Source organism: Dactylosporangium sp. NPDC049525, from assembly GCF_040676755.1.
GTDB lineage: Bacteria > Actinomycetota > Actinomycetes > Mycobacteriales > Micromonosporaceae > Dactylosporangium.
This window is the reverse complement of the sequence record NZ_JBFAPO010000010.1, coordinates 1-15,284: the sequence shown is the minus strand read 5'-3', so window position 1 is coordinate 15,284 and position 15,284 is coordinate 1. Positions and strand designations below refer to the sequence as shown.

Genomic DNA, 15,284 nt, shown 5'->3' with positions numbered 1-15,284 from the left:
AGCACCCCGTGACGGGATACGTCGTCGGCATCGACCTGGGCACCTCCAACACCGTCGCGGTGATCCGCTCCCCCGACGGGCGGCGCCGCCCGGTCCTCTTCGACGGTGCGCCGCTCATGCCGTCCGCGGTGTTCCTGCAGGACAACGGCCAGCTCGCGGTCGGTCGCGACGCCCAGCGCCTGGCCCAGCTCGACCCGGGCCGCTACGAACCCAACCCGAAGCGCCGCATCGACGAGGCCACGGTCCTGCTCGGCAACACCGAGGTCCCGACCCGGGAGATGCTCGCCGCCGTGCTGCGGGCCGTCGCCGTCGGCGTCGCCGAGGTCACCCGCACCCCACCGCCGGTCGTGCTCACGTACCCGGCGTCGTGGGCGCACACCCGCCGCTCCCTGCTGCAGGAGGCCGCGGCCCTGGCGTCCTGGCCGCAGGTGAGCCTGGTGCCCGAGCCGGTCGCCGCCGCCCGGTACTTCATCAGCGCCCTCAACCACCCGCTGCCCCGCGGCGCGGCCATGGTCGTCTACGACTTCGGCGGCGGCACCGTCGACATCGCCGTCGTCCGCCACGACGAGGCCGGCTTCACCGTCGTCGGCGCCGGCGGCCTCGAGGACGTCGGTGGCCTCGACATCGACGCGACCCTCGTCGAGCACGTCGGCGGCCAGCTGCGCCGCTCGGATCCGGCCCTGTGGCAGCGCCTGCAGCACCCGGTGACGTCGCAGGACCGCCGCGACCGGCGGCTGTTCTGGGAGGACGTCCGCGGCGCCAAGGAGATGCTGTCGCGCACCGCCACCGCCCCGATCTCCGTGCCCGGCGTCGAGGCGGCGCTGCACCTGACCCGCGACGAGCTGGAGGCGCTGGTCGAGCCGATGCTGCGCCTGACGATCGCGGAGACCGCGCGGGTCGTGGCGAGTTGCAAGCTGGCCCCGAACCAGCTCACCGGGATCATGCTCGTCGGCGGGTCGTCGCGGGTGCCGCTGGTCGCCCGCATGCTGCACCGCTCGCTCGGCATCGTGCCGACCGTCCTCGAACAGCCGGAGCTGCCGGTCGCCGAGGGTGCCGTGGTCCACCCGGCGGAGCTCGCCGGGGCACCCGCCACCGGAACGGCGTCGGTGGGTGGCCCGCCGAGGCAGACCTCCTACCAGACCCAGGGCTACCCGGCGCAGCAGGTCACGGGGCACAGCGGCGTCGTCTACGGCACGCAGTCCTCCGCGGCCGTCCCGGTCTCCCCCGTCTCCCCCGCCGACGCCCCGGTGTCGGCGGTGCCGGTCTCCGGGATCCCGGTGTCCGCCGCGCCCGTCTCGGGGTTCCCGGTGTCCGCTGTACCGGTGTCCGCTGTACCGGTGTCCGCACCGCCGGAGCCCGTGTCCGGTTCCCCTGCGCCGCCACCGGTGGAAGCGCCCCCAGGAAAGCGGCGCCGCCTCGCGCTCATCGCGGCGGCGGTCGTGGTGCTGCTGCTCGCCGCCGGTGGCGCCGCCTGGTGGCTCACCAGGCCGGACCCGCTCGGCTCCTGGGAGACCCTGCCGAAGGTGCCGACCAAGGTCGGAGACTCCCCCGTCGACATCGAGGGCGCCGGCGCGGCGTTCCTCGACGACAAGCTGTACATCATCGGCGGCTACACCGCCGACAACCCGCGCGAGCAGCTGAACACGGTCTGGATCTACGACACCAAGTCGGGTGCGTGGAATGCGGGGCCGCCGCTGCAGTTCGCGACGACCCAGATGGCGGTGGTGGTGACGCCGGCGAAGGAGCTGTACATACTCGGCGGCTTCACCCAGGCCGGCGCCACCGAGAACACCTATCGGCTCGAAGGCGACGCCTGGGTGGAGAAGACCGAGCTGCCCGAGGCCCGCCTGGCCGGTGCCGCGGTCTGGGACGGCACCACGATCGTCTTCGCCGGTGGTGTCGGCAAAGACCGCAAGGCGAAAGACACGATCTGGACACTTGCCGACGACGGCGAATCCTGGACTGTCGCAGGCAAGCTGCAACACGCCCGCACCAAACTGACCGCGGGCACCGACGGCGCCGGCACCGTCTGGTTCATCGGCGGCAGCGACGAGGGGCAGACGTACGCGGACATCGACGTGCTCGTCAAGCAAACGGTCACGCCGAGCACGATGAAGCTGCCCGAGCCCCGCCAGGGCGCCTCCGCCGTCGTCCTGGAGGGCCACGGCCTGTGCGTCCTCGGCGGCAACAACGGCGACAAGTACTTCCAGTGGTGGTGCGAGGAGGACGGTGTCGCCGATCGGCTGCCGAAGCTCGCCGTCCCCCGCGCCGGGATGGCCGTCACCACCACCGGCAGCACCGTGTACGCGGTCGGCGGCTACAACACCGCGAAGAACTCCAACGGCAGCCGCGACGCGGAACGCTTCACCGCCAAGGAGTCCTGAGCGCTACCGCAGGTTCAGGCCGCCGTCCAGGACGATCACCTCGCCGGTCAGGTAGGTGTTGGCGATGACGGCGGCGATGAGGTCGGCGACGTCCGACGGCTGGGCCGGCCGGCGCATGGGGCTGGCCGTGTTCCACAGCGTGTGCGCGTCGGCCCAGTCCGCGGTCAGTGGCGTGTCGACGAGCCCGGGCGCGACGGCGTTGACCCGCACGTCGGGGCCGAGGGCCGCGGCCAGCAGCTTCGTGACGTGGTTCAGCGCGGCCTTGCTGGCGGCGTACGCGATCGAACTGCCCTTCGGGCGGACGCCGGCGTGGCTGGTCACATTCACCACGCAGCCGTTGGACTCCCGCAGCGCGGGCAGCGCCGCCGTGCACAGCAGCCACGGCGCGATCAGGTTGACGTCCAGCAGCCGCCGCCAGTCCGCGGCCGTCAGCGCCTCCAGGTCCGCGTGCGGCACCGGCCAGCTGATCCCGGCGTTGTTCACCAGCACGTCGAGCCGCCCGTGATCGGCCAGCACCCGCGGCACCAGCCCGGCCGCGGCCGCGTCGTCGGCCAGGTCGGCCTGCAGGTAGGCCCCGCCGAGCTCGGCGGCGAGGGCGGTCCCGGCGTCACGGCTCGACCGCGAGTGGATCACGACGGTCATCCCGTCGGCCGCCAGCCGCCGCGCCGTCGCCGCCCCGATCCCCGACGCCGACCCGGTCACCAACGCCACCTTCCGCATCACGCCAGCCTAAGGTCCGGCACGCCACCGCCGGCGCGCCGCCCGCCCGTTCCCGCCGTTCCCGCCGCGGCGTGTCCGCAGATCACCCTCTGCCTCGCGCCTGACGCAGGCCCTCCTGTGCATTGGTGACGACGGAGTGATCGGCGCCGAGTGTCGCCGGGGTCGCCGCCAGGTTCGCCTCGAACAGGGCGATGGCCCGGCGTCGATGCCCGGCGGCGAGGTGCGCGTGGGCGAGGTTGTTGCGAGCAGCCAGGGTCTCCGGGTGGGCGGCGCCGTGCACGCGCATCTTGTCGGTGAGGGTGGCCTCGAACAGGGCGATGGCCCGGTCGAGTTGCCCGGCCGAGCCGTAGGCCGCGGCGAGGTTGTTGCGGGCGCTGAGGGTGTTCGGGTGGTCCGGGCCGAGCACCAGTGTCAGGTCGGCGATGCTGGCCTCGTGCAGCGGGATGGCCTTCGTGAACTGGCCGGCCTGCTGGTAGGCGGTGGCCAGGTTGCTACGGCACGCGAGGGTGTCGGGATGCTCGGCGCCGAGGACCCGCGTCATCTCGGCAAGTGTCGCCTCGTGCAGGGCGACGGCCTTGTCCGCCATCCCGGCCTTTCGGTAGGCGATGCCGAGATTGTTGCCGGAGACCAGTGTTTCAGGATGCTCGGCGCCGAGCAGCCGGGTCCGTTCGGCGAGTTCGGTCTCGAAGTGCGGAATTGCCATTTCGGGTTGCCCGGCCGCCATGTAGGCACCGGTGACGTTGCTCCGGCAGATCAACGTGTCCGAGTGATCCGGCCCGTAGAGCCGGAGCGCGTCGGTCAGGGCGGCCTCGTACAGCGGGATGGCTTTGCCGAGCTGACCGGTTGCGGTGTAGGCGTTGGCGAGGGTGTAGCGCGCGGTGAAGGTGTCGGGGTGGTCGGGGCCGAGGATGCGTTGTGTGTCGGCAAGGGCGGCCGCGAGGTGCGGGATGGCTCGGCCGGATTCCCCGGCTGCCTGGTAGGCGCGGCCGACGCGGCTGCGGGACGTGAGCGTGTCGGGATGGTCGGGGCCGAGGATGCGCAACTCGTCGGCGAGGGCCGCCTCGAAGTGAGGGATGGCCACGTCGAGTCGACCCGCCACGGTGTAGGCGTTGGCAAGCTCGACGCGGCAGCTCACGACCGCAGGGTGGTCGGGACCAAGGACGTGCCGGGCGTTGGTGAGCGCGTCCTCGCGCAGCCGTATGACGTGCTGGAGTTCTCCCGCCGCGGTGTACGCGTCAGCGAGCCTGGTGCGCGCGTGGCCGGTGAACGGGTGGTCGGGGCCCAGCGCCCGCTCCATGTCGGCGAGGACGGCCTTGTGCAGCGGCACGGCCGAATCGAGCTGTCCGGCCGCCTCGCGGGCACTGGCAAGGTCGCTGCGGGCAAGCAGGGTCTGCGGATGGTCCCGACCGAGCGCGCGCTCCGCGTCGGTGATGTTGGCCTGCAACAACGGCACGGCCCGGTCCAGTTGCTTGGAATCCAGGTAGGCGCGGGCGAGGTTGCCACGGGTGATCAAGGTGTGTGGGTGCCCGGGGCCGAGCACGCGACCCATGTCCGCGATGATGTCTTCGTACATCAGAATGGCGCGGTCGTTCTGCCCGCTCCTGGAGTAGGCACCGGCCAGGTTGTTGCGGGCGGGGAGGGTAAGGCCGTCATGGGGCCCGACGACCCGCTCCAGGTCGGCGACGACGCCTTCGAGCAGAGGAACAGCCCGATCGAGATGCCCGCCTGCGCTGTAGGTGCTGGCGAGCGTGTTCCGCATGCTCAGGGTGTCACGGTGGTCGGGACCGAACACGCGTTCGCTGACCTTGACGGTCTCCTCCTGAAGGGAGACCGCGCGATCGAACTGGCCGGCGTCGGCGTAGGCCTCGGCGAGCTTGCTGCGGGTGGCCAGGGTACCGGTGGCGTCGGGTCCGAACAGTCGCTGCATGTCGGTGACGGCGGCCTCGTACATGGGAATGGCCACCGCGAGCTGGCCCGTGGCATGCAGGAACGTCGCGGCCATCTCACGCAGCAGTGGTGCGCGATCCCGCGTGCCGCGGCGGTAGCTGTCGTGCGTGGCCGAGGCCAGCACATGGGGCAGCAGCGTCCGCCAGGCCGGCCACCCCTCAGGCGTTGTCGCGGTCTGCTTGGGCACGTGCTGGAAGAGCAGATCCTGCACGGACCAGATCGCGCGAAGTCGAACGAGGGTCGGCAGTGGACGGCGTACCGCGGCGGCAAGGAGCCGGTGGACCGTGATGGCATTCGGATCACGCCGGACGAGGCTCCGCTGGGCGAGCGCGCCGACGATGTCGCCGAAGCGGATCTCGTCGCGTGCGGCGTCGGACAGCGGCGCCGGCAGCAGCTCGGGGTGTGTCGTGAAGAGGTCCAGCGGGATCGGCTCCGGGCCGAGGAACGCACACAGCCGCAGCAACTGCTCGGCAGGCGCCGGCCGTTTCATCGGCCACCATCGAGGTCTGCCAGGGTCGTCCAGGCTCGATCGCGACACGTCCCACACGGTGGCGACGGTGTGTTCGTAGCCGAGAACGTGGCCCTTGTCGAGCAGTTCCTCGCCGCGCGTCCGGAGCAGGACCAGATAGTCGCCGGGCGGCGTGCCGGTGGTGGCGAGGTAGGCGGCGGCCTGCTCGACCGCGAGCGGCAGCCGGTCGAGCCACTCCACGATCTGCGCGGCGATGGTCTCGTCGACGGCCGGCACGTGCCGGTGCAGCAGGCTGACCGCCTCGGCGACGGTCAGCACGTCGACGTCCACCTGGGAGCCGAGGGCCTCCCAACCGCTCCGGCGGCTGGTGATGATGATGTGCCCTGTGCCTGACCGCGGTACCCAGTCCACCAGGCCGGTGGGCTCGCCCCCGGGGCCGATCGGGTCGCCGGCGTTGTCAAGGACCAGCAGCCACCGCAGCCCGGTGGAGCTGAGGGCGCGTTTGACCTGAACCGCTGTCGTCGGCACGTCCGTCACCGTGACCCCGAGCGCGGGGGCGAGCGCGGCAATCTGGCCGGGGACGAAGGCGGGTTGTTCGGCGTCGATCCAACCGACGAGGTCGTAGTCGTCACGCCGGCGATGCACGTACTCGGCGGCAAGCTGGGTCTTGCCGACCCCACCAGTGCCCCGGAGCGCCTGGACAGCGACGGCGGATCCCCAGTAGAGGCCGGTCTCCACGTCAAGAAGGAGGTCGTCCCGGCCGACGAAGTGGGGGTGGTGACCGGGCCAGCCACCAATCACCTCCCGTCCGCCAGCGGCGCCGGTTGGTGCCGCGGTGCCGACAGCGGCGCGGAGCGTCCGGATCAGCCCCGATGAGAGGACCTGGCCCACCCTGACGCGCTCATACTGAAGGTTGAACGCAATCAGCTCGGGAAAGGCCTCGCCCTCCAGCAGCAGCGGATGCACCGGCCTGCCCCGGTCCAGGGCCCGCCCAACTTCCAGCCGCACCCATGGCCTGCCGGCCGCCGCGGGGGACATCACGACGATCAGGGCCGCGCACGCGTCAACCCGGTGGCGAAGTTCCCGATCCCAGCGTTCCCCGCTGGTCAGACCTGTTTCAGGTTCCCGGTCGAACCAGACGGGCACCCCCGCGTCGGCGAGAACCTTGGCCAGCCAGTCGACCGCGGCGGCATCGGCGTGAGCGTACGAGATGAAGACATAGCTCACGCGAGCACACTCCCTCGAGGCATGCGACGACCAATATCGCAGCATGCCCCCTCAGGCTGGGCCAACCCGACGATCGTCCACATCTCCTCCTGCGGCCATGAGCGGAAGTCACCAGTCAGTCCGTCGACGCGATGGCGTCTTTGATCGCCTGCGCGTCGCTGTCGAGGAGCGACCTTTCACGTTCCGGCGGCTCGGCCTTGAGGGTCCAGCCGTCTCCTACGTAGCGAGGGATGACGTGCAGGTGGAAGTGGAAGACCGTCTGGAAGGCGGCTTCGCCGTCACAGAGGAAGACGTTGATTCCCTCGCAGCGCATGGTTGAGCGTCGCAAGGCCCGTGCCATGTCATGACCGACCGACCAGACGTGAGCGCTCGTGGCTCGATCGAGGTCTTCGAGGCCCACCGCGTGCTTGCGTGGCACGACGAGCAGATGGCCGGGTGTGACGGGGTTCAGGTCCATGAAGACCACGACGGTCTCGTCCTCATGCACCACACTGGCCTCGCCCTGTCCGGCCACGATGGCGCAGAAGATGCACCCCTGCGCCGCCGATGTCGCGCTCTGTGTCATGCGCGCCATGGTCCCAGCGCGCCCAGACAGGTGCTACCGAGTTGTTGCTGCGGGTGGCCGCACCTGGGCACGTGGCTTCAGCAGGCATGCAGCGCGGTACTACTCTCCGCTGCATGCCTGACGATCACGTATACGGTGTGCGGCTCTTCGTCCCGGGCGCTGCGGCGACGATGGCTCAGTGGCAGGGCGCGCTCGGACGGTCCGGTCTGACGCTGGACGATGAGTCACTGACGTCGCAGCACCTTGGCTTCCGCGCGCTGGCGGAGTGGGTGGACAACGACGGCTCGTTCGGCGAGGCGTTCAGTCACGGCACGGTGTCGGCGGAGGAGCAGCACGCGATCGCCGCGGCCGGCAGTGCCTTGGTCCTGGATCTGCCGGTGTACCTCGGCGCGGCGGCGGGCGAAGTGGCGACACTGATCGCCGCGCTGGGCGACGCCGGAGCGCTGGGAGTGCGGCTCGAGCAGTCGAAACTGGGCTGGTCCGTCACCCACTGGCTGCGGAGTCTCGAGGGCGGCAACCCGTGGATGCTCTACCGCTGCGCCGTCGTGGTGCTGCAGGACCACGGCGTGTCGCGTTCCTGCGGCATGCACGCGTTCGGGTTGCCGGACGCGCGGGTCGAGGCCCCACCGTCCGAGGCCAACCGGCTCCTTGGCGAGTTCAACGTGTACCAACTGGCGGAGGAACCCGTGCTGGTCAGCGGCGACACCTTCAGGCCCGACCTGGAGACCCCTCGCCGCCGCCTCGAACGCTGGCCCGATGACGGGTACCCGCCGGGCCACGCTTGCCACAACCCCTTTGGCGCCTGGCGTCTGGGCGCCGAGGGAGGCGAGGCGGACTCGCGCAGCGAACTTCGACCCGTGTTCATTCCCGCGCTGGTGGCCCTGCTCACCGCCGCCGAGGCAGAGGCCGGTCGGAGCCTCCGCCGCGACGAGGTGGAACGCGTCACCAGCGAAGGCATCTGCATGATGATGCCCCACGCCGACGCGCGGCAGCTCGAACGCAGTCGCGGTTACGCAGACCTCGAACCCGAGCTCGCCTGGAGGCAGTGGCAGGTCCTGCGCGAGTCCCGAGCCTGACAAACGCCGCGATCCGCGACGCGTACCGCTGACGGACGAGCGCTCAGGTGGAAGAGGATGTCGATGATTGACCAGGATGTGGCGTGGTACCGGCGGATGCTCGACGCACGGCCAGATCTGCTCTACACCCCGTGGTGCTGGACGGTTGTGCAGCCGTTGACCAAGGCGGTCACCGTGGCGGAGGTCGTCCGGCGGCTCGGCGGGGAGCCGGCAAGCGTGGAGGACCGCGCTGGATGGAGCTTCGACGAACCCGACGGGACCTTGCATCTGCGGCAGGTGGGGCCCGCCGTGCTCATGTGCCAGACCGAGGGTTGGGAAGGTACCCGGGACGAGGCCCTGCGATGGTTGTCCGACGGCGCCTCGGTGCACAGTTCCTGGTGGAGTGACGCCAACGCACGCAGTTTGCTCTGCTACGCCGCCTTCGGCCGGGTGCTGACGCGACTGGAGGACCTCGCCGACGACGAGCCCACCGGTGAACAGCCCACCGCCCTTGACGAGGACCGCACCGTGCTGCGCGACGACCTGCGTTACCCGGCACAACTGGCCTTCGTCGAACGGCGTACCAGCGTCCGGCTGGACCACGCCTGGCTGGATGCGCCCCACGCGACGGTGGTCATCCGCAGGCCGATCCCGGACGACCCGCAACCGCCGGGCACGTTCGGCTCGACCGACCCCGATCTGACCGCCACGTTCCTGCTCGCCGACGAACCCACCCAACGCGACGCGCTGCGCTGGCTGCTCGACCTGCTCGCCGACGAGCAGGACCTGCGTGGCGAGCCCGCGGTTCGCGCCGTGCTCGACGCGTTGCCCGGGGACTGGCCGACCGGCGAGGACCTGTCGCATCAGTTGCGCATGCTGCAAGCGGCGCTGACCCGGGCGGTCGACACCAGCCCGGGAATGTCGGCCGAGCGCTGGCAGCACTACTACCGCATGCGCGCCGGTGAGGCGTTTGCCGCGACGGTACCCCGTCCGCCCGGGCCGTCGTACCGAACGGACGCGTTGTGGTTCGCCCAGCAGGCGCTGCAACAGCGGTGGCCGACCGTCCGCGCGGAACTGTGGCAGCGGGCACGGCGGTAAGGCCGGTAGCGGACGTCGGCCGCTGACCCCCGCAGCGCGGCAGGTGCATGCGACCCGCTCCGGCGCGCGCGACTTCTGGCAGTCGGGAAGCTAGCGGACCGCGACGAGTGCACCCTCGGCCACGACCGTCTCGGGACGCTCCAGCGTCGTCGGGGCCACCGCGATCGCGCGGTGCAGAGCGGTGCTGGCCAACGGGATCCGGCTGGAGCCGCCGACCAGGAACACTGTGCCCAGGCGAGCGGCGGCCGGGCCCGCGGCCCACAGCGCGGACTTCGTCGCGGCCACGGTGCGCTCGACGATCGGAGCGGCCACGGTCTCGAACTGCTCGCGAGTCACCAGCAGTTCGTCGTCGAACAGCGGGACCTGAATCAGTGTCGAGGGCGCCCGCGACAGCATCTCCTTCGCGGTGCGAACGTCCTCGTGCAGCGTCCAGCGGGCGCGGCGATCGGCGGGCGTGGTGGGATGCTCCAGGCGTACCCAGGCCGCGGGGTCGCGCCCGGCGTAGACAGTGGCGAGGTGGCGCAGCAGCGCGGCGTCGACGTCGCGGCCGCCGGTGTCCGTCAGGCCCTCGGCCGCGGCGACGTCGAAGCCGCCGTCGCGGTGCACCAGGACCGTGGCGTCGAACGTGCCGGCGCCGAAGTCGTACACCACGATCGCGGCGTCCGGCTCCACCGACGCCCCGTGCAGGCGGGTCAGGAAGCGGGCTGCGGCAACCGGCTCGGGCAGCAGGTCAACCGCCGGGGCACCGGCCCGGGTCGCGGCGGCGATGAGCGTCTCGCGGCGCGTCGGACCCCACGCGGCCGGGTGGGTGATGGTGACCGGGGGCGTGGCGCCGTCCAGCGTGCGTCGCGCTTCGTCCAGGACCCGGGTCAGTACCGCAGCAATCAGGTCGGCAACGGCGAACTCGCGGTCGCCGAGCAGCAGGTGCCCGTCGTCGATGCAGCGCCGCGGGAGCTCGTCTACCGAGCCTTCACCGATCCGGACCACCTGGCGGCGTGGATGGCCGCCCGGGTGGCGATTTACCCGAACTTCGTCCAGCGCCCTTCGGATATCACCTCGACGGTGCCGTCAACGACCTCGATGGCCGTCTGTTCGTCGATGGCGTAGGCCGGGGCGCCGATGTCGGCGGCCCATCGTTCTGCGTTGGCCAGGGTGTTCATCGGGAAGGCGTCCAGGTGCGGGAAGATCGAGAAGTCGACGACTCCCAGGGTGCGGTCGTCCGGTGCGGACGGCCACTCGACGAACTGCGCGCCGATGCGGGGCGTCATCACCATGTTGCCGGCACTCACGCCGACCCAGACCGTGTCGGGTAGCGACGGCAGCAGATCGGCCAGGCCGGACTCCCGCATCCAGTGGCACAGGTACGTCGCGTCGCCGCCGTCGACCAGGAGCACGTCGGCCTCCTGGACCCAGGGGACCCATCGCTGCGTGCCGATGGTGGGCAATGCGGTGAGCTCGAGGACACCGAGCGACGCCCAGCCCAGGCCGGACAGGTGCTGAAAGTCGGGCTCGGCGGCGACGAAGCCCCGCACCGATTTCGGACCGCACATCGGGTGACCCCACTGTGCTGTCGGGACGCAGAGGGCGTGGCACTCGGCGATCGGCTTGCCGAGCAGCCGCACGAGCGCCGTGTGGATGCTCGGGTTCGTGACGCCGCCCGAGGTGAGCAAGAGTTTCAAGATGCCTCCGAACTCGCGCGGGAGGTGGATGTGCCTGACGACTGGGGAACGAGCCGGACTCATCGTAGGCCGATGCCGGGATTGTTACTCGGAGGCCGGGAGCAGCACGCGGAACGTGGTGGCCCGGCCCGGGTCGCTCTCGACCTCGGCGGTTCCCGCGTGTGCGGTGACGATCGCCGCGACGATCGACAGGCCCAGTCCGGTGCCGGTCTTCTCGCTGGTACGGGTGCGGGCCGGGTCCGCGCGGTAGAACCGTTCGAAGACGCGCTGCGCCTCGTCGGGGGCGAGCCCGGGCCCGGTGTCGGTCACCTCGACCACGGCCTGCCCGGGGCGGCGCGACAACCGCACCGTCACGTCGGCGTCGACGCCTGTGTGCGTGAGCGCGTTGGCGACGAGGTTGGCGATGACCTGGCGCAGCCGTTGCTCGTCGCCGGTGACGACCAGCGGCGCCGGCGTGGCGACGTCCAGCGCGAGCGGTCGGTCGCGCGCCACGGCGTGGAAGCCGTCGAGGACGTCGGAGGCGAGCGCCACCAGGTCGACCGGCTCCACGGCCAGCGGGCGCTGCTGGTCGAGGCGGGCCAGCAGCAGCAGATCGTCGACGAGCACGGCCATCCGCCGGGACTGGTCCTCGATGCGCCGCACCAGCCCGGCGGTCTCCTGCGGGTCCTGGACGGCGCCGTGGCGATACAGCTCGGCGAACCCACGAATGATGGTGAGCGGCGTGCGCAGCTCGTGCGAGGCGTCGGCGACGAACCGGCGCATCTGCTCCTCCGACGAGCGGGCGGTCGCCTCGGACGCCGACCGGGCCGCGAAGGCGTCCTCGATCTGCTCGATCATCAGGTTGAACGCCCGGCCGAGCCGGCCGACCTCGGTGCGCGGGTCGAGTTCGGGCGCCCGCCGGGACAGGTCGCCGGCCGCGATCACCGCCGTGGTCTGCTCGATCTGGGCGAGCGGCCGCAGGCTGGCCTGGATCAGCCAGACGGTCAGGACGGCCACCGTGGCGACGATGCTCAGCCCGACCAGCAGCACGAACCAGACCAGCCGGCCGACAGTACCGTCCACATCGGACAGCTGGGCGCCGATGACGATGTGCTGGCCGCCCGGCGCGCTGACGGACAGGACCCGCCACCGCATCGTGCCGTGCAGGCCGCGAACCGTGAACGGCCCGGTCCTGGACAGGTCGGCGCGCTTGAGGTCGGGCGGGTCCGCGGGTAGCTGGCGCGGCAACGAGCTAACCAGCCTGCGGTTGGTGTCCAGCGACTCGATGAGGAACAGGTCGGGAAACTTCAGGCTCGCCTTCTGGTCCTCCGGCACCGGGAATTGCAGCTCGGTGTGCCCGGCGGTGAGCTGCTTGCGGGCCTGGTCGCCGAGGTCGGCGAGCTGGCGGTCGATGCGGCCGGTGAGCTCCTCGCGCAACGCGGTGACGGTGGCCACGCCCACGACCGTCACGGCGCTGGTGACCAGCCCGAGCACCGCCACGACGAGCTTGACACTCAGCGGCGTCCGGCCGAGCACGTCGGCCGGACCCGGCCACGGCGGGACCCGGCGGCCGATCCTGGGCGTTGCCTGCGATACCAAGCGCATCCAACATGGTGCGACCGGCAACCTTGAGCCCGGCTGCGAACCACCATGGGATCTGCTGGGACCCGGGGTCACGGTCCCGGTCACCTGGGCGCCGCATGGGTTCGGATGGGAGCGACGCGCGCTCACAAAGCGGTCCGGGTCGATGTCGCAGAAACTGTTGACAAACTTAACTGTATTGACGTTCCCTGATGGAAAGGTCGACGTCGGTGGGCGGACCGGTCGGCAACAGATGGCTCTCACCTGCCGAAGGAGCGACATGACCCTCCGAAGAAGACTGGCGGTCCTGGCTGCCGCCCTCCTCACCGTTCCGCTGATCACCGTGATCTTCTCCGCCTCGCCGGCCGGCGCGCACGGCTGGGTCACGAGTCCACCGAGCCGCCAGGACCAGTGCGCCACCGGTGTCGTGGCGAACTGCGGCTCCATCCAGTACGAACCGCAGAGCGTCGAGGCCCCCAAGGGTTCCCGCAACTGCAGCGGCGGCAACAGCAACTTCACGGTGCTCGACCAGGAGAACAAGGGCTGGCGCGTCACGAACATCAGCAGCTCGACGACGTTCTCGTGGCGCAACACCGCCATGCACCGCACGCTCAACTGGCAGTACTACGTCGACGGCAACCTGCACCAGACGTTCACCAACGGCAACGCGCAACCGCCGCAGGTCGTCAACCACAACGTCACCGGGCTGCCCAGCGGGCGGCACAAGGTCCTCGCCGTCTGGAACATCTACGACACCGCGATGGCGTTCTACGCGTGCGTCGACGTCAACGTGGGTGGCGGCGGCGGTGGCCCCACCACCCCGCCGCCGCCGACCGGCAACTGCGGCGCGGCGTGGAGCGCGTCGGCCGTCTACACCGGGGGCATGACGGTCTCGCACAAGAGCCGCAAGTACACCGCTCGCTGGTGGACCCAGGGCGAGGAGCCGGGCACCACCGGCGAATGGGGCGTCTGGCAGGACAACGGCGCCTGCTGATCCGGAACCTCCTGGTCAAGAACAGGGCCGTCCGGCTCGGGGTGTCCCGGGCCGGACGGCTCCGAGCACCCGATCGAGCGGAGCCCGCGCCGATGCACCTGCGCAGCCTGAGCGTCGCGGCCGAGCGCCGCCTGAGCGTCGCGGCCGTTGTCGCGGTCGCTGTCGTCGGTCTCGGTCTGGCGGCGTGTTCCGGCACGTCGCCCGGTTCCGGACGGGTACCGGTCGCGGCGCCGACCTCCGCCGGCCACGACCACCAGCACCCCGCCGGCGGACCGGTTGGGTCCGGCGCGCCGGGCGGGACGGTCGTCGTGCACGCCGCCGACGAGTTGCGCGCCACGTTGACCCAGCTCGCGCCGAAGTTCGAGGAGGCGTTCCCGGGGGTCCGGGTCGCGGTGGAGTACGGCCGCGGCGCCGAGCACGCCGGGCACATCCTCGCCGGTGCACCGGTCGACGTGTTCGTGTCCGCGGACGCGGTCGCCACCACCCAGGTGACCGCCGGGCACGCCCGCGGTACGCCCGCCGTCGTCGCCCGCAACCCGATCGTCATCGCCGTCCCGCCGGGCACCGGGATCGCCGGCGTCGCCGACCTTCTCGGCACGCGGGTGGCGTTGTGCGCCGAGACCATCCCGTGCGGCCGGATGAGCCGCGCCGCGCTCGCCGCCGCGGCCGTCGACGTGCGCCCCGTTTCCGTCGAACCGGACCCGGCCGCCGCCCTGACCCGGGTCCGCACCGGTGCCGCCGACGCCGCGCTCGTCTACCGCACCGACGTCGTCGCTGCCGGCAACGACCTGCGCGCCCTCGACTTCGCCCAGGCGCTGCGCATCGCCGACGAGTACACCGCCATCAAGGTCTCGACCGGCCCCAACACCGTCGGCGCGGACGCGTTCGTGGCATTCCTCGGCTCCGCCCTGGCCCGGCACGTCTTCGCCGACGCCGGCCTGTCACCCACCTGACCGGCGGACGAGCCTGTTGGCCCGTTAACGCTGCCGACTCTTACATTTAATAGTGTTAACTGATAGCTTCCTCACCATCGATCCATCGATGGTGAGGAGTTCAATGAGATCTCAACGTCGTAAGTTCGCACTGGCAGCGGGCGTGGCACTGACCATCGTGACGACCATGGTTCTCGTGCCCACGATCCAGGCACAGGCCGGCAGCGCCGCCGTCCAGGCCGCCTGCACCGCCCCGGTCTGGGCGGAAGGCAACACCTACACGGCGGGCACCCAGGTCACGTATCAGGGCCACACCTACCGGGCGCTGCAGACGCACACCGCCTACCCGGGCGCCGGCTGGACCCCGTCCACCACGCCGGCGCTGTGGACGGATCTCGGCACGTGCACCGGTGGCGGCGGCCCGACCACACCCCCGCCGACCACACCGGCGGGAACCCCGTCCGCACCGGGCAACTTCCGGGTGACCGCGACCACCAACACCAGTTTCTCTCTGGCGTGGAACGCTTCGACGGGTACCGTCACCGGCTACCGCGTCTACGAGGGCAGCACCGTGCGGGCGACCGTGACCGGCACCACCGCCACGGTGTCCGGGCTGGCGGCCGGCTCGACCCACACCTACACCGTCAAGGCGTA

General features: G+C 71.2%; 13 protein-coding genes. 7 read left to right on the top strand and 6 right to left on the bottom strand.

Translation table 11 applies throughout. The features are described 5' to 3' along the window. Positions 1 to 8: 8 nt before the first annotated feature. Entirely contained in the window at positions 9 to 2,384 is a 2,376-nt protein-coding gene (locus tag AB0K00_RS17080) for an Hsp70 family protein (protein ID WP_363521674.1), read from the top strand. Positions 2,385 to 2,387: 3 nt separating this feature from the next. Here AB0K00_RS17080 and AB0K00_RS17075 read toward each other — a convergent pair whose 3' ends face one another. From AB0K00_RS17075 to AB0K00_RS17065, 3 genes are all read right to left on the bottom strand, one after another. Continuing rightward, the gene (locus AB0K00_RS17075) at positions 2,388 to 3,104 is read right to left on the bottom strand and encodes an SDR family oxidoreductase (protein WP_363521671.1); all 717 of its coding nucleotides are present in this window, start codon (positions 3,102 to 3,104) and stop codon (positions 2,388 to 2,390) included. Between the two features lie 82 nt (positions 3,105 to 3,186). Next, the gene (fxsT, locus tag AB0K00_RS17070) at positions 3,187 to 6,747 is read right to left on the bottom strand and encodes an FxSxx-COOH system tetratricopeptide repeat protein (RefSeq protein ID WP_363521668.1); all 3,561 of its coding nucleotides are present in this window, start codon (positions 6,745 to 6,747) and stop codon (positions 3,187 to 3,189) included. A gap of 115 nt (positions 6,748 to 6,862) precedes the next feature. Continuing rightward, positions 6,863 to 7,312, bottom strand: a complete 450-nt coding sequence (locus AB0K00_RS17065; RefSeq protein WP_363521665.1) for an HIT family protein — start codon at positions 7,310 to 7,312, stop codon at positions 6,863 to 6,865. A 137-nt stretch (positions 7,313 to 7,449) separates the two neighbouring features. On the opposite strand from AB0K00_RS17065, the gene AB0K00_RS17060 reads away from it, so the two are divergent. Continuing rightward, the gene (locus AB0K00_RS17060) at positions 7,450 to 8,388 is read left to right on the top strand and encodes a hypothetical protein (RefSeq protein ID WP_363521662.1); all 939 of its coding nucleotides are present in this window, start codon (positions 7,450 to 7,452) and stop codon (positions 8,386 to 8,388) included. Positions 8,389 to 8,451: 63 nt separating this feature from the next. Continuing rightward, on the top strand, positions 8,452 to 9,465 hold the full coding sequence (locus AB0K00_RS17055) for a DUF6461 domain-containing protein (protein WP_363521659.1): 1,014 nt from the start codon (positions 8,452 to 8,454) through the stop codon (positions 9,463 to 9,465). Between the two features lie 90 nt (positions 9,466 to 9,555). Here AB0K00_RS17055 and AB0K00_RS17050 read toward each other — a convergent pair whose 3' ends face one another. After that, positions 9,556 to 10,452: an Hsp70 family protein gene (locus AB0K00_RS17050; protein WP_363521656.1), complete on the bottom strand. Its 897-nt coding sequence runs from the start codon at positions 10,450 to 10,452 to the stop codon at positions 9,556 to 9,558. On the opposite strand from AB0K00_RS17050, the gene AB0K00_RS17045 reads away from it, so the two are divergent. Further along, on the top strand, positions 10,390 to 10,572 hold the full coding sequence (locus AB0K00_RS17045; RefSeq protein WP_363521653.1) for an SRPBCC domain-containing protein: 183 nt from the start codon (positions 10,390 to 10,392) through the stop codon (positions 10,570 to 10,572). The two genes, AB0K00_RS17050 and AB0K00_RS17045, sit on opposite strands and share 63 nt — an antisense overlap. On the opposite strand, the gene AB0K00_RS17040 is transcribed toward AB0K00_RS17045, so the two are convergent. Together AB0K00_RS17040 and AB0K00_RS17035 are read right to left on the bottom strand one after the other, a co-directional pair. After that, complete coding sequence (locus AB0K00_RS17040) at positions 10,485 to 11,144, bottom strand: Type 1 glutamine amidotransferase-like domain-containing protein (protein WP_363521650.1); 660 nt, start codon at positions 11,142 to 11,144, stop codon at positions 10,485 to 10,487. The genes AB0K00_RS17045 and AB0K00_RS17040 overlap by 88 nt on opposite strands. An 84-nt stretch (positions 11,145 to 11,228) precedes the next feature. After that, positions 11,229 to 12,728: a HAMP domain-containing sensor histidine kinase gene (locus AB0K00_RS17035; protein ID WP_363521647.1), complete on the bottom strand. Its 1,500-nt coding sequence runs from the start codon at positions 12,726 to 12,728 to the stop codon at positions 11,229 to 11,231. Positions 12,729 to 12,984: 256 nt separating this feature from the next. Between AB0K00_RS17035 and AB0K00_RS17030 the strand changes: the two genes are divergently transcribed. The 3 genes from AB0K00_RS17030 to AB0K00_RS17020 all read left to right on the top strand — a co-directional run. Then, positions 12,985 to 13,698, top strand: coding sequence for a lytic polysaccharide monooxygenase (locus AB0K00_RS17030; RefSeq protein WP_363521645.1), 714 nt, complete (start codon positions 12,985 to 12,987; stop codon positions 13,696 to 13,698). A 92-nt stretch (positions 13,699 to 13,790) separates the two neighbouring features. Then, entirely contained in the window at positions 13,791 to 14,651 is an 861-nt protein-coding gene (gene modA / locus AB0K00_RS17025; RefSeq protein ID WP_363521643.1) for a molybdate ABC transporter substrate-binding protein, read from the top strand. 166 nt (positions 14,652 to 14,817) lie between these two features. Next, positions 14,818 to 15,284 (top strand): carbohydrate-binding protein (locus AB0K00_RS17020; RefSeq protein WP_363521640.1); only part of this gene is annotated, 467 nt, incomplete at its 3' end.

Excerpts from the sequence above, each read along its gene's own strand:
- AB0K00_RS17075 (WP_363521671.1), bottom strand. The coding sequence starts at position 3,104 with ATGCGGAAGGTGGCGTTGGTGACCGGGTCGGCGTCGGGGATCGGGGCG.
- AB0K00_RS17065 (WP_363521665.1), bottom strand. The coding sequence starts at position 7,312 with ATGACACAGAGCGCGACATCGGCGGCGCAGGGGTGCATCTTCTGCGCC.
- AB0K00_RS17055 (WP_363521659.1), top strand. The coding sequence starts at position 8,452 with ATGATTGACCAGGATGTGGCGTGGTACCGGCGGATGCTCGACGCACGG.
- AB0K00_RS17035 (WP_363521647.1), bottom strand. The coding sequence starts at position 12,728 with ATGCGCTTGGTATCGCAGGCAACGCCCAGGATCGGCCGCCGGGTCCCG.
- AB0K00_RS17030 (WP_363521645.1), top strand. The coding sequence starts at position 12,985 with ATGACCCTCCGAAGAAGACTGGCGGTCCTGGCTGCCGCCCTCCTCACC.
- modA (WP_363521643.1), top strand. The coding sequence starts at position 13,791 with ATGCACCTGCGCAGCCTGAGCGTCGCGGCCGAGCGCCGCCTGAGCGTC.